Raw genomic sequence first — 13,579 nt, 5'->3', positions numbered from 1 at the left:
ACCCCACGACCGGAGCGATTCCGTGACGCCTCCCCCCTCCCACTCCTCCCAGCCATCCGCCGGGTACGACGATCCGGGCGCCTTCGGCGCGGCTCCGCCGCCCGGCTGCCCCGCACACGCCCTCGGCCCGGACGGGCTGCGCCGGCTGTACGGGCCCGAGGCCGACGCCGACATCGCGGCCGTCTACGAGAAGCTGCGCGCCGAGCACGGCGCCGTCGCCCCGGTGCTGATCCACGACGACGTCCGCATGTGGGCGGTGCTCGGCCACAGCGAGAACCTCCAGATGGTGCGCAGCACCTCCCAGTTCAACCGCGACTCGCGGATCTGGACCATGCTGAAGAACGGCACGGTCAAGCCCACGCACCCGCTCGCCCCGGTCTTCACCTGGGGGCCGATGTGCTCCTTCGTGGAGGGCGCCGAGCACGCGCGACTGCGCGGCGCGGTGACCACCGCCATGGAGACCATCGAGCACCGCAGCCTGCGCCGCAGCATCAACAAGGCCACCCAGGAGATCATCAACCGCTTCTCCGAGCGCGGCACCTGCGACATCGTCAGCGAGTTCGCCGAGCACCTGCCGATGATGGCGATGCTGGAGATCATCGGCGCGCCCGAGGCGTACAGCGAGCGCTTCGTGCAGGCGGCCCGCGACATGATCAAGGGCACCGAGACGGCGATCGCCAGCAACGAGTTCATCATGGGCGTCCTCACCGACCTCGCGGTGCGGCGCCGGGCCGCCCCCATCGAGGACGACTTCACCAGCGGCCTCATCTCCGACCCGGCCGGCCTCACCGACGAGGAGGTCACCCACCACCTGCGGCTCGTGCTCATCGCCGCGTACGAGGCGACGGCCAACCTCATCGCGAACGTGCTGCGCGTCGTGCTCACCGACCCGCGCTTCCGCGCCCAGCTCAACGGCGGGCAGATGACCGTGCCCGAGGCGGTCGAGCAGTCGCTGTGGGACGAGCCGCCGTTCAGCGCCATGGTCGGCTACTTCGCCAAGGTGGACACCGAGCTCGGCGGGCAGCACATCCGCGCGGGCGACGGCCTGATCCTCGGCATCCAGCCGGGCAACGCCGACCCGGTGGTGCGGCCCGAGCCGGGCGCCCACATGATGGGCAACCGCTCGCACCTCGCGTTCAGCGGCGGGCCGCACGAGTGCCCGGGCCAGGACATCGGCCGTGCCATCGCGGACATCGGCGTCGACGCGTTCCTGATGCGTCTGCCGGACGCCGAACTCTCGGTCGACGAGAGTGAGTTGAGCTGGCGCTCGACGATCCTGTCGCAGCACCTCGTGTCGCTCCCGGTGTCGTTCACGCCGCGGGCGCAGCAGGAGGTCTCCGGCAAGCCGAGCATCACACCGCCGCGCGCCCCCGACTGGCACGTCTCCTCGGCCCCTCCGGTCCACGCTCCCGCTCCGGCCCCCGCGCCGGCCCCCGCTCCGGCGCCGACACCGGTGGCTCCGGCGGCTCCGCAGCAGCCGGGCGAACAGCACGGGCTCGGCGCCTGGCAGCGGTTCCTGCGGTGGTGGCGCGGCTACTGATCCGTGGCTCCGGCGGCCCAGGTCTCGTACGACGTCCAGGCGCCCAGGGCGCGCGTGCTGACGAACCGGTGCTCGTGCCCGGTCACCGGATCCCTGAACTCCAGCGAACGCGCCAGGAGTTGCAGGGGCCGGCCGAAGTCGTCCGGGGCGACGCGGTCGGCGACGACCGGATAGAGCGGGTCACCGAGGAGCGGCAGGCCGAGGCTGTTCATGTGCACCCGCAGCTGGTGGGTGCGTCCGGTGTGCGGCGTCAGCCGGTACAGCCCCAACGCCCCCTTGCGGGCGGCCAGTTGGACATGGCTCTCGGCGTTGGGCTCACCGCCCGGGATCTCCAGGGCGGTGAGCACCCCGCGCTCCTTCTCGATGCGGCTGCGCACGGTGACCGGCAGCCGCACCCCGGGGTCGTACGCGGCCACGGCCTCGTACTCCTTGGCGACGAGCCGGTCGCTGAACAGCGTCTGGTAGCGGCCGCGCTCCTCGGGCCGTACGACGAACAGCACGAGCCCCGCGGTCAGCCGGTCGAGCCGGTGCGCGGGTCCGAGCGCCGCGATACCCAGGTCCCGGCGCAGTCGCGCGAGGGCGGTCTCGGCGACATGGCTGCCGCGCGGGGTCGTGGCGAGGAAGTGCGGCTTGTCGGCGACGACGATGTGCTCGTCCTGGTGCACGATGTCGACGGCGAACGGCACCGGGGTCTCGGGTGCGAGGTCCCGGTGGAACCAGACGTGGCCGCCCGGTTCGTACGGGGTGTCGGCGGTGAGGGGGCTGCCGTCCTCCCGCACGATGCGCTCCGCGGCGATCATCGCGTCGATCGTGCCGTCACCCGCGGAGAGCCGGCCCACGAGATGGTCGCGGACGGTGGCCCAGGTCCCCGCTTTGTCGAGCGGCAGCCGCACCCGCACCGGGTCGACCCCGTCGCGCTGGGGCAGGGGGGAGGGCGGGGTGCGTCGGCGGCGGGTCATCGGGTGCAAGGGTACGTGGGGCGAGGGGCGCGCCGTCTCTCCGTAGGGGCTCGTGGCGCTCGCGGGTGCAGGCTGTCGTGGGTTGCTCGCGCGGTTCCCCGCGCCCCTGGGAGAGTGGTCGCATGCCGTCGTTGATCCCGCCCGTGCTGCCTCGGGGAACCCTGGCCCACCGCCCGCAACCCACCCTGCCCGCCGGCGCCGGCCTGATCCTGCGGCCGTGGGCCGAGACGGACGCGGACGCCGTGCACACCGCGTTCCGCGACCCGACGATCCAGCGGTGGCACGCGCGCGAGACCGCGTCTGCCGAGGAGGCCCGGGACCTGATCCGCGGCTGGCGGGCCGCCTGGGCCGAGGAGTACGACGCGCACTGGGCGGTGGCGGACGCGACCACGGACGAGGCGCTCGGCCGGGTCGCGCTGCGGGAGACGATCCTCGCCGCCGGGGTCACCCAGGTCGCGTACTGGACGCTGCCGAGGGCCCGGGGCCGCGGGGTCGCCCCGCGCGCGGTCGACGCCCTCACGCGCTGGGCCCTCGACACCGTCGGCTTCCACCGCATCACGCTCAACCACTCGGTGGACAACGGGAGTTCGTGCCGGGTCGCCGACAAGTGCGGGTACGCCCTCGAAGGCATCGCGCGCAGCGCCCTGCTGCACACCGACGGATGGCACGACATGCACGTGCACGCGCGGGTGCAGGGCGATCCTCAGGCGGCCACGACGACCGCCTCCGGCTGAGTCCGCGTCCGGCGCCGCCACCGGAAGGCCGCGCCTGCCGCCACCGTGACGAGCACGAACAGCACGGTGAACCACTGGAAGTACCAGGTGCCGCCCGCCGGGTCGTAGACCGCGGCCCGCGGCCAGGCCAGGTTGACCGTCATGAACAGGCCGTAGAGCAGAGCCAGCGCGTTCACCGGCAGGCCCCAGCGGCCCAGCGCGAACAGGGGGCGGCCCGACTCGTCGACGCCGTCGTCCCGGGTGCCCCGGTAGGTGCCGCGCAGCCTGCGCACCAGCATCGGCCCCGTCACCATCGCGTAGGCGAGATACAGCATGGCGATGCAGGTCGTGCCGATGGCCAGGAAGGCGTCCGGCGAGGCGAAGTTCAGCAGGAGCAGGGCCGCCGCCAGGGTGCCCACGACGAGCGCGGGCCCGGTCGGCATCCCGGTGCGCGGGCTGACCCTCGACAGGGCGCGGGAGCAGGGGAGTTCGCCGTCCCGCGCCATCGAGAAGAGCATCCGGCAGGCCGCCGTCTGGATGGCGAGGGTGGCCACCGCGACGGCGATCACCACGTCGGCGAGCAGGGCGCGGCCGACACCGTCGCCGAGGCTGCTGGTCAGCACGTAGCTGAGCCCGTCGGTGGCCAGGCGGCCGTCGGTCAGGCTCGGGGCGGCCAGGATCCCGCCGAGCACGAGCAGTCCGCCGATCAGGCCCGCGGCGCCCAGCGCGGTGAGGATCGTGCGGGGCGCGGTGCGGCGCGGGCCGCGCGTCTCCTCGCTCATCTCGCCCGCGCTGTCGAAGCCGATCAGGACGTACGCGGCGGTCAGCGACCCCGTCAACAGCGCGGCCAGCAGGCCCGACTGTCCCGCCGCGCCGGTGTGGAAGGTGATGCCGGGGGAGCGCTCGGAGTGGGTGAGGAGCAGCACCACGATCAGGACCGCGCCGATGATCTCCGCGGTCACGCCGACCCGGTTGATCCACGACATCACACGGTTGTCGACGACGTTCACCAGCGTCGTCAGGGCCAGCAGGATCACGCCGAGCACGGCCGCGTTGGCCGCGCCCGTGGGCGACGTGGGAGCGGGATCGCCGCCCACCAGCTGGAACCCGGACCACAGCGGCGGCATCACCATCTGCAGCGCCAGCGCCACCGCGGCGACCACCACGATCTGCCCGACCACCATGATCCAGCCCGCGTACCAGCCGAAGGAGGGCGTGGACAGGCGGGACGACCACTGGTAGATCGCGCCCGAGATCGGGTAACGGGCGGCGAGTTCGGCGAAGCACGCGGCGACGAGCAGCTGCCCGGCGAGCACCGCGGGCCAGGTCCAGAAGAAGACCGGGCCGCCGAACGAGTAGCCGACGGCGAAGAACTGGAACACCGTCGTCAGGACCGAGATGAAGGAGAAGCCCGCGGCGAACGACGCGTACCGGCCGAGGCTGCGGTGCAGCTCCTGCCGGTAGCCGAACTCCGTGAGCGAGGTGTCGTCGGGCGGGGCGATCGTGGTCACGGGCGCAGCACCTGCCTGGATGGGTGGCCGGGATTCCTGTCGAGCGACAGAAATTAGGGGCGGCCTGTTTCGCAGGCGTGACGCGGCCGTGTCGCGGTGGGGCCCAACTCCTCACCTGTTCGCGGGGCACCTCCGGCGATACGCGATGCATCGCGTATTCACGGGACCGGGGATTCGCGATATGTTCGTCGACGAGTATTCGGGAGCGAGGTCCTGCGGGTGGAATCCCGTGCGGGCGGGTCACGGAGGAGGTGAGGGATCGTGGCGACGAAGCGACGCAAGCTCGGCAATCCGCTGGCGCTCGCGGTCATGGTCCTGCTCATGGAGAAGTCCATGCACCCGTACGAGATCGCCCGGACGCTGCGCCGGCGCGGCAAGGACAGCAGCACGAAGATCAATTACGGCTCGCTCTACACGGTCGTGCAGAACCTGGAGAAGCACGGGTTCGTCGAGGTCGCGGAGGTGCAGCGGCAGGGGAACCGGCCGGAGCGCACCCTGTACGGCATCACGGACGCCGGCCGCGAGGAGGCGGTCGAGTGGCTGTCCGACCTGCTGGCCGAGCCGGCCCGCGAGTATCCGATCTTCGAGACGGCGCTCTCGCTGATCGGGATCATCCATCCCGACGAGGCGGTGCGCCTTCTGGAGGAGCGGCTCGCGAGCCTGGAGGTGCAGATCGCCGGCACGCGCGGCGGCCTCGCGAAGCTGTACGAGACCCTGCCGCGGCTCTTCCTCGTGGAGACCGAGTACCAGGTGCACCAGCTCGAGGCGCAGGCCGCATGGCTGCGGTCGTTCCTCGCGGAGGTGAAGGACGGTTCGCTCGACGGCGTCGCCGCCTGGCGGACGTTCCGCGAGACCGGTGAAGTGCCCCCGGAATTCCAGGACATGGAAGGCGCAGGCGGCACGGAGGGCATGGACGGCATGGAGGAGGACCGGACCGACAGCTGAAGAAGAACGACCCCGGCGGAGCTGTTGCAGCAGCCCCGCCAGGGTCTCGAACCCCGGACCGACCCACCGTGCGGCAGGCCAGGCCATCGAGGTGCGGCACACCCAGGATAGCCCGGCGCCCTGCGCGTGGATCAGTCGTCATCCGCGTACGAGCAGGAGACCTTTCGTCATGAACAGCCTGGCGCCCGCAGTGCGGGCGCGTCACTTGGTGAAGACCTATCCCCGCGATGTCAGGGCGCTCGACTCCCTGGACATCGAGGTCGCGCCCGGCACCGTCTTCGGCCTCCTCGGGCCGAACGGGGCGGGCAAGTCCACCACCGTCAAGATCCTGACCACCCTCGCCCGGCCCGACTCCGGCAGCGCCGAGGTCGCGGGCCACGACGTGCTGCGCCGTCCCGAGCGGGTGCGCCGCGCGATCGGTGTCGTCGCCCAGAAGTCCGGCGCCGACCCGACCGCCACCGGCCGCGAGAACCTCCGACTCCAGGGCAGGCTGCACGGGTTGAGCGGCGCCGCCCTCGACCAGCGGGTCGACGAGCTTCTCGACCGGTTCACCCTCACCGACGCGGCGCGCCGGACCGTCAAGGGCTACTCCGGCGGCATGCGACGCCGCCTCGACGTGGCGCTCGGCCTCGTCCACCGCCCCGAGGTGCTCTTCCTCGACGAACCGACGACGGGCCTCGACCCCGAGGCGCGGACGGCGATGTGGGACGAGATCGCCCGCCTCGCCGGCGACGAGGGCCTCACGATCCTGCTCACCACGCACTACCTGGAGGAGGCCGACCGGCTCGCCGAACGCATCGCGATCGTCGACCGCGGCCGGGTCGTCGTGACCGGCACACCCGACGCCCTCAAGGGTGAACTGCGCGGCGACGCCGTCCACTTGGAGCTGAGCGAACCCCTCGGAGAAGCCGGTCGTACGCTCCTGGACGGCGCCCTGGGCGCGGTGCCGGGCGTGAGCGAGGCCCACCACGTCGGCGGCCGCCGCATCACCGTGCGCGCGGACGACGGCGCGGCGGCGGTGCCGCTGCTGCTCGGCACGCTGGAGCGGGTCGGCGTCGCGGTGGCCTCGGCGACCGTCGCCCGGCCCTCGCTCGACGACGTGTACCTGCGGTACGCGGGGCGTCGCTACGCGGAAGCGGAAGCGGACACCGCCGTCACCGGACAGCCCGCTCTGGCCGGAGGTGCGCGATGAGTTCCGCGACCCTCACCCAGACCTGGTACATGACGCAGCGTCAACTCATGGTGTTCGTGCGCCAGCCCGCGTACCTGATCATCACCTTGATCCAGCCGGTGGTCTGGCTGTTCCTCTTCGGCAACCTCTTCAAGAACGTCGTCGAACTGGGCGGCTTCGGCACCACCTCTTACCTGGACTACCTGGTGCCCGGCGTGGTCGTGATGAGCGCCCTCAGCTCCAACATGTGGGCGGGTATGACCACGCTCGACGAGATCCAGCGCGGCACCCTCGACCGCTTCCTGGTCACGCCGGCCAGCCGCGCCGCGCTCGTCAACGGCAACGTCGTGGACAACGGTCTGGTCACCGCGCTCCAGTCGGTGATCATCGTGCTGCTCGGCCTGGCCGGCGGCGCCTCCTACCCGGGCGGGTTCGGCGGCGTGGTGATCCTGGTCCTGGCCTCGGTGCTGCTCGGCACGGTCTTCGGGGCGCTGTCCAACGCCCTGGGGATGCTGGTGCAGGAACGCGAGTCGATCATCGGCATCAACACGTTCCTCCTGCTGCCGCTGACGTTCCTGTCGACGGCGTTCATGGCCGAGTCCCAGATGCCCGGCTGGATGCGGCACATCGCCGACTTCAATCCGCTCAACTGGGCGATGGTGGCCGGCCGTTCGGCGATGTCCGGCGATCCGGAGTGGTCGGACGTCCTGACCCGGGGCGGGGCCCTGCTGGCCCTGGCCGTCGTGGCCGTGTGGCTGTCGATCAGGGCGCTGCGCTCGTACCAGCGGAAGGTGTAGCGCGGGCAGAAGCCCAGGGTGCGGGGCGCGACAGGGCGCCCCGCCCGCACGTCACCCGGCGACCGCCGGAGCCTCCTGCTCGGCCTCCACCTGTGCGTTCCAGTCCCGCTTGGACGCCTGCCAGCCGTCCTCGTTGTGCCCGAGCCGCCAGTACCCGGAGATCGACAGGTCCTCGCGCGGGATCTGCCGGTCGACCCGCAGATGGCGGCGAAGCTCCTTCACGAACCCGGCCTCGCCGTGCACGAACGCGTGCGGCCGCCCCTCGGGGAAGTCGAGTCCGGTCACGGCCGCGATCAGCGCCTGCCCCACCGGCCGGCCCGCCCGGTGCAGCCAGGTGATCTCGACGGGGGTGTCGATCTTCTGCTCCTCCTCGGGGCCCTCGACCTCGATGAAGGCGTGCGCCCGCGTCCCCTCCGGCAGCACTTCGAGCGCGGCGGCGATCGCGGGCAGGGCGCTCTCGTCACCGGCGATCAGGTGCCAGTCGGCGGTGAGGTCGGGGCGGTAGGCGCCGCCCGGGCCCATGAAGCGCATCGTCTCGCCCGGCTGGACGGCGGCCGCCCACGGCCCGGCGAGGCCCTCGTCGCCGTGGACCACGAAGTCGAGGGTCAGCTCGCGCGCGGCCGGGTCCCAGGCGCGCACCGTGTACGTACGCGTGACGGGCCACTGGTCGCGCGGCAGCTCCTCACGGATCCGGGCCACGTCGAAGGGCTCCTCGTACGTGACACCGGCCGGCGCGAAGAGCAGCTTCACGTAGTGGTCGGTGTACTCCAGCTCGGCGGGAAAGTCCGCGAGGCCGTCCCCGCCGAGCACCACCCGCCGCATGTGGGGCGTGAGCTGCTCCGTGCGCACGACCTGTGCGGAGCGGGCCTGGCGGGGCTTGCGCGCTGCGGGACGCTCGGCCATGTGCGGTCTCCCTTGATCCACTGCTACTTAGGTATACCTAAGCTAACACCTCATCCTGAGAGGGTGGTGAGGAGTCGTTGCAAAGAACCCCCCAAGCCCCAGCGGGCCGCCAACTCCTCGACCGCCGCCGGGTCGTGGGGCGCGCGGGGCAGGGCCGTGTCCACGTCGGGCAGCGGGACGTCGTCGGCGACCTTCACGACCTTCGGCGCCACCGCGAGGTAGGGGCGTGACTCGTCGAGCCGCTTGCGCTGCGTCGGCGTCAGCTTGGACTTCGGGTCGTCGACGGCGGCCATGATCCCGGCCAGGTCCCCGTACTGCGCGAGCAGCTTCGCGGCCGTCTTCTCGCCGATGCCGGGGACGCCCGGCAGGCCGTCGCTCGGGTCGCCGCGCAGCAGCGCCATGTCCGCGTAGCCGGAGCCGTCCACCCCGTACTTCTCGCGCAGCAGGTCCTCGTCCGTGATCTGCAGCGTGCCGACGCCCTTGACCGGGTAGAGCACGCGCCGCTCCAGCTTGTCGTCGACCAGCTGGAAGAGGTCACGGTCACCGGTGACGATGTCCACCGGTCCCGTGGCCCGCCCGGTGAAGGTGCCGATGACGTCGTCCGCCTCGTACTCCGCGACGCCCACGCGCGCGATGCCGACCGCGTCGAGCACGGCCTCGATGACCGGGACCTGCGGCGAGAGGGTGTCGGGGATCTCCTCCTCGTCGGGCGTCCCGGCCGCCGTCTCCTCGGCGACACGGTGCGCCTTGTACGAGGGGATCAGGTCGACGCGCCACTGCGGGCGCCAGTCCGCGTCCATGCACGCCACCAGGTGGGTGGGGTGGTGGTCGTGGACGAGCCGGGTGATGAATTCGAGCAGCCCGCGCACCGCGTTCACCGGTGTGCCGTCCGGGGCCTTCACGGAGTCCGGCACCCCGAAGTAGGCCCGGAAGTACAGGGACGCGGTGTCGAGCAGCATCAGGCGCTGGGGTTCTTGGGTCACGATTCGCATCATGCCGCACCCCACTGACAGTCACCCTCTGTGACCTGGGCCACTCATGTGTTTGATTCGCATAAGGGCGGGCAGGCGCCGCCCCGGAGCGAACCCGGTCCTACATTCAACTAATGAACGGTTGAACGGAACGGGTCATGCGGGCGGACCCCGCAGCGTTCCACGGCCCGCCGGCGGGGGAGGCGGGCCGTCCTGCTTCAACCCGAGAGGTGTATGTGTCCAGGCTTGAGGCCGAAGACCTGTACAAGGTGTTCGGCAGACGACCCGCTGAGGCGGTGGACAAGCTCCGCGGCGGCGCCGACCGCGAGGAGTTGCGCGCCGACGGCACCACAGCCGCCGTCATCGACGCGTCCTTCACCGTCGAGCCCGGCCAGATCTTCGTCGTCATGGGTCTGTCCGGATCCGGTAAGTCCACGCTGCTGCGCATGCTGAACGGACTCCTGGAGCCCACGGCGGGGCACGTCCGCTTCGACGGCCAGGACCTGACGCAGCTGTCCGCGCGCGAGCTGCGCGAGGTGCGCTCCAAGAAGATCAGCATGGTCTTCCAGCACTTCGCGCTGTTCCCGCACCGCTCCGTCCTGGAGAACGCGGCCTACGGCCTCGAGGTGCAGGGCGTGCCGCGTGCCGAGCGTGACAAGCGCGCCCACGAGGCGCTGGAGCTGGCCGGTCTCAAGGGCTGGGAGAAGTCCTTCCCCGACGAGCTGTCCGGCGGCATGCAGCAGCGTGTGGGCCTGGCCCGCGCGCTCGCCACCGACGCCGACATGCTCCTCATGGACGAGTCGTTCAGCGCGCTCGACCCGCTGATCCGGCGCGACATGCAGGACCAGCTGCTCGAACTGCAGAAGACCCTGAAGAAGACCATCGTCTTCATCACCCACGACCTGAACGAGGCCATGCGCCTGGGCGACCGCATCGCCGTCATGCGCGACGGCCGCATCGTCCAGATCGGCTCCTCCGAGGACATCCTCGTCACCCCGGCCAACGACTACGTCGCGTCCTTCACCCAGGACGTCGACCGCTCGCGCGTGCTCACCGCGGGCGCGATCATGGCCGCCCCCGACCGGGGGTACCAGGCGGCCGAGGCCCCGGCGAAGGTCACCGAGGACACCCCGATCATCGAGCTGTTCACGCCGTGCTCGACCAGCGAGATACCCGTGGCCGTGACCGACGGCGACGGCAACGTGCTCGGTGTCGTCCCGCGGGAGCGGCTGCTCGCCGTGCTCGGCGAGCCCATGAAGACGGTGGAGAACGACGACGCGGCCCCGCAGGACAAGGTGGTCGCGCCGCGCAACGAGGGCGACGGCCCGGTGGAGAAGGTGAACGCCGGTGCCTAGGCTTCATTTCGGTGACTGGGTCGAGGACGCGGTCGACTGGCTGCAGTCCCATCTGACCTGGCTGTTCGATGCCATCCAGTCGATCCTGGGCGGCATGTACGACGGCGTCGCGGCCGTGCTCGGCGGCCCCGAGCCGCTGCTGATGGCGGGCATCCTCGCCGTCATCGCGTGCTGGCTGCGCGGTCTGCTCCCGGGCGTGCTCGCCTTCGTGGGAATGGCGCTGATCGATTCCCTCGGGCTGTGGGACGACGCGATGGACACGCTGTCCCTCGTGCTCGTCGCGGCCGTGATCACCATCGTCATCGCCGTGCCGATGGGCATCTGGGCCGCGCGCAGCAACCGCGTCAGCGGCGCCATCCGGCCCGTGCTCGACGTCATGCAGACGATGCCGGCGTTCATCTACCTGATCCCCGGCGTCATGTTCTTCGGCGTCGGCACCACCCCGGGCCTGCTCGCCACGGTCATCTTCGCGATGCCGCCCGGCGTCCGCATGACCGAGCTGGGCATCCGGCAGGTCGACGGTGAACTGATCGAGGCGGCCGACGCGTTCGGCACCAGCCCGCGCAACACCCTGACCCGGGTGCAGCTGCCGCTGGCCCTGCCGACGATCATGGCCGGTGTCAACCAGGTCATCATGCTGGCCCTGTCGATGGTCGTCATCGGCGGTATGGCCGGTGCGGGCGGCCTCGGCGAGCAGGTCTACTCCGCGATCACCCAGCTCAAGGTCGGCCTGGCCGCAGAGAGCGGTGTCGCCGTCGTCATCCTGGCCATGTACCTGGACCGGATGACGGGCGCCCTGAACGAGCGGGTCTCGCCGCTAGGCCGCCGCGCCGCCGCCAAGCTGGCCGCGACCCGGCACAAGGTCTCCTTCGCGCACTACAAGCCGGGCGGCGTCGTCGCCGTCGTCGGTGTGGTGGCCCTGGCGCTCGTCGCCGGCGGCATGAACCTCGCGGGCGACGACGGCTCCTCGACCGCGGCAGGCAAGAGCACGAACGTCGGCCAGGGCAAGAAGATCAACATCGGCTACATCCCGTGGGACGAGGGCACCGCCTCCACGTTCCTGTGGAAGGAGCTCCTGGAGGAGCGCGGCTACACCACGGACGTCAAGCAGCTCGACCCGGGCCCGCTGTACTCCGGTGTGGCCCGCGGCGACATCGACTTCCAGACCGACTCCTGGCTGCCGACGACCCACAAGGCGTACTGGGACAAGTACAAGTCCCAGCTCGACGACATGGGTTCCTGGTACGGCCCGACGTCGCTCGAACTGACCGTGCCCTCGTACGTGAAGGGCATCGACTCGCTCGCGGACCTCAAGGGCCAGGGCAAGAAGTTCGACGGCAAGATCATCGGCATCGAGGCCAGTGCCGGAATGATGGGGACCCTCAACAAGAAGGTCCTCAAGGACTACGGCCTCGACGGCGAGTACAAGGTCGTCTCGTCCAGCACCTCGACGATGCTGGCCCAGCTCGAGCGCTCCATCAAGAAGAAGGAGCCCGTCGTGGTGACCCTGTGGTCGCCGCACTGGGCGTACGGCAAGTACGACCTGAAGAAGCTCAAGGACCCGAAGGGCGCCTGGGGCAAGGGCGAGGAGATCCACACCGTCGCCCACAAGGGCTTCGCGAAGAAGGACCCGACGGTCGCCAAGTGGCTGAAGGACTTCAAGCTCACCGAGAAGCAGCTCACCAGCCTGGAGAACGACATCCGCGCCGCGGGTGAGGGCCACGAGCAGGACGGCGTGAAGACCTGGCTGAAGAAGAACCAGGGCCTCGCCGACCAGCTCGCCCCGGTGCCGGGCGGCGGCGTGCAGAAGCAGGGCAAGGACGCGGGCAAGACGGTCAACATGGGCTTCTTCCCGTGGGACGAGGCCATCGCCTCCACCTACCTGTGGCAGAACATCCTCGAGGACCGCGGCTACAAGCCGAACGTGAAGCAGCTCGACCCGGGCCCGCTCTACACCTCCCTCGCGCAGGGGCAGATGGACGTCCAGCTGGACGGCTGGCTGCCACAGACGCACAAGGAGTACGTGGACAGATACAAGGGGCAGCTCAGCGACATCGGCTCCTGGTACGGCCCGACGTCGCTCGAACTGACGGTGCCGTCCTACGTGAAGGGCATCGACTCGCTCGAGGACCTCAAGGGCCAGGGCAAGAAGTTCAACGGCAAGATCATCGGCATTGAGGCCAGTGCCGGAATGATGGGCACGCTGAACAAGAAGGTCCTGAAGGCCTACGGCCTGGACGGCGAGTACAAGGTCGTCTCCTCCAGCACCTCCTCGATGCTGGCCGAGCTGGACCGCTCCATCAAGAAGAAGGAGCCGGTCGTGGTGACGCTCTGGTCGCCGCACTGGGCGTACGGCAAGTACGACCTGAAGAAGCTCAAGGACCCGAAGGGCGCCTGGGGCAAGGGCGAGCGGATCCACATCATCGGCAAGAAGGACTTCGGCACGGACTTCCCCGAGTTCAACGGGTGGCTGAAGAACTTCAAGCTCACCGAGAAGCAGCTCGCCTCGCTCGAGGTCGAGATCCAGAAGGGCGGGGCCGGCAACGAGAAGGCCTCGGCCCGCAAGTGGCTGGACGCCCAGCCGGGTCTCGAGGACAAGCTGGCTCCGGTGAAGGGCTGACCGCCGCACCTTCCGCATGAAGAGGCCGGCCGGGGACACACGTCCCCGGCCGGCCTTCGCGTTGTGGTGAAGCACACCCCGCGCACCGCCCCGG

The 13,579-nt window shown here is 70.7% G+C and carries 11 protein-coding genes; 7 read left to right on the top strand and 4 right to left on the bottom strand.

Going from position 1 to position 13,579, the window contains the following annotated elements; all coding sequences use genetic code 11:
• Positions 1–22: 22 nt before the first annotated feature.
• On the top strand, positions 23–1,540 hold the full coding sequence (locus B072_RS0136915) for a cytochrome P450 (RefSeq protein ID WP_018535013.1): 1,518 nt from the start codon (positions 23–25) through the stop codon (positions 1,538–1,540).
• Here B072_RS0136915 and B072_RS0136910 read toward each other — a convergent pair.
• The gene (locus B072_RS0136910) at positions 1,534–2,499 is read right to left on the bottom strand and encodes a pseudouridine synthase (protein ID WP_026246683.1); all 966 of its coding nucleotides are present in this window, start codon (positions 2,497–2,499) and stop codon (positions 1,534–1,536) included. The genes B072_RS0136915 and B072_RS0136910 overlap by 7 nt on opposite strands.
• A 122-nt stretch (positions 2,500–2,621) precedes the next feature.
• On the opposite strand from B072_RS0136910, the gene B072_RS0136905 reads away from it, so the two are divergent.
• Positions 2,622–3,233 carry a GNAT family N-acetyltransferase gene (locus B072_RS0136905; protein WP_018535011.1) on the top strand — a complete coding sequence of 204 codons (612 nt, stop codon included), beginning with the start codon at positions 2,622–2,624 and terminating at the stop codon, positions 3,231–3,233.
• Here B072_RS0136905 and B072_RS44915 read toward each other — a convergent pair.
• Positions 3,203–4,723, bottom strand: coding sequence for an amino acid permease (locus B072_RS44915; RefSeq protein ID WP_018535010.1), 1,521 nt, complete (start codon positions 4,721–4,723; stop codon positions 3,203–3,205). The genes B072_RS0136905 and B072_RS44915 overlap by 31 nt on opposite strands.
• A 261-nt stretch (positions 4,724–4,984) precedes the next feature.
• Between B072_RS44915 and B072_RS0136895 the strand changes: the two genes are divergently transcribed.
• From B072_RS0136895 to B072_RS0136885, 3 genes are all read left to right on the top strand, one after another.
• The gene (locus tag B072_RS0136895; protein WP_018535009.1) at positions 4,985–5,668 is read left to right on the top strand and encodes a PadR family transcriptional regulator; all 684 of its coding nucleotides are present in this window, start codon (positions 4,985–4,987) and stop codon (positions 5,666–5,668) included.
• 169 nt (positions 5,669–5,837) lie between these two features.
• Entirely contained in the window at positions 5,838–6,860 is a 1,023-nt protein-coding gene (locus tag B072_RS0136890; RefSeq protein ID WP_018535008.1) for a daunorubicin resistance protein DrrA family ABC transporter ATP-binding protein, read from the top strand.
• Positions 6,857–7,636, top strand: coding sequence for an ABC transporter permease (locus B072_RS0136885; protein ID WP_018535007.1), 780 nt, complete (start codon positions 6,857–6,859; stop codon positions 7,634–7,636). The genes B072_RS0136890 and B072_RS0136885 overlap by 4 nt, the downstream gene beginning before the upstream one ends.
• A 51-nt stretch (positions 7,637–7,687) precedes the next feature.
• Here the strand turns inward: B072_RS0136885 and B072_RS0136880 are convergent, their stop codons facing one another.
• Positions 7,688–8,539, bottom strand: coding sequence for a siderophore-interacting protein (locus B072_RS0136880; RefSeq protein WP_018535006.1), 852 nt, complete (start codon positions 8,537–8,539; stop codon positions 7,688–7,690).
• Positions 8,540–8,589: 50 nt separating this feature from the next.
• Entirely contained in the window at positions 8,590–9,498 is a 909-nt protein-coding gene (locus B072_RS0136875; RefSeq protein ID WP_018535005.1) for a 5'-3' exonuclease, read from the bottom strand.
• A 248-nt stretch (positions 9,499–9,746) separates the two neighbouring features.
• Here B072_RS0136875 and B072_RS0136870 point away from each other — a divergent pair, with 248 nt between their 5' ends.
• Positions 9,747–10,865 (top strand): glycine betaine/L-proline ABC transporter ATP-binding protein, encoded by a 1,119-nt coding sequence (locus B072_RS0136870; RefSeq protein ID WP_018535004.1) that lies wholly within the window; start codon positions 9,747–9,749, stop codon positions 10,863–10,865.
• Positions 10,858–13,485, top strand: coding sequence for an ABC transporter permease/substrate binding protein (locus B072_RS0136865; protein ID WP_018535003.1), 2,628 nt, complete (start codon positions 10,858–10,860; stop codon positions 13,483–13,485). The genes B072_RS0136870 and B072_RS0136865 overlap by 8 nt, the downstream gene beginning before the upstream one ends.
• Positions 13,486–13,579: the final 94 nt, after the last annotated feature.

The sequence above is a fragment of the Streptomyces sp. HmicA12 genome, assembly GCF_000373565.1.
GTDB lineage: Bacteria > Actinomycetota > Actinomycetes > Streptomycetales > Streptomycetaceae > Streptomyces.
The sequence above is the reverse complement of the archived record's forward strand: the minus strand, read 5'-3'. Positions and strand labels throughout refer to the sequence as shown.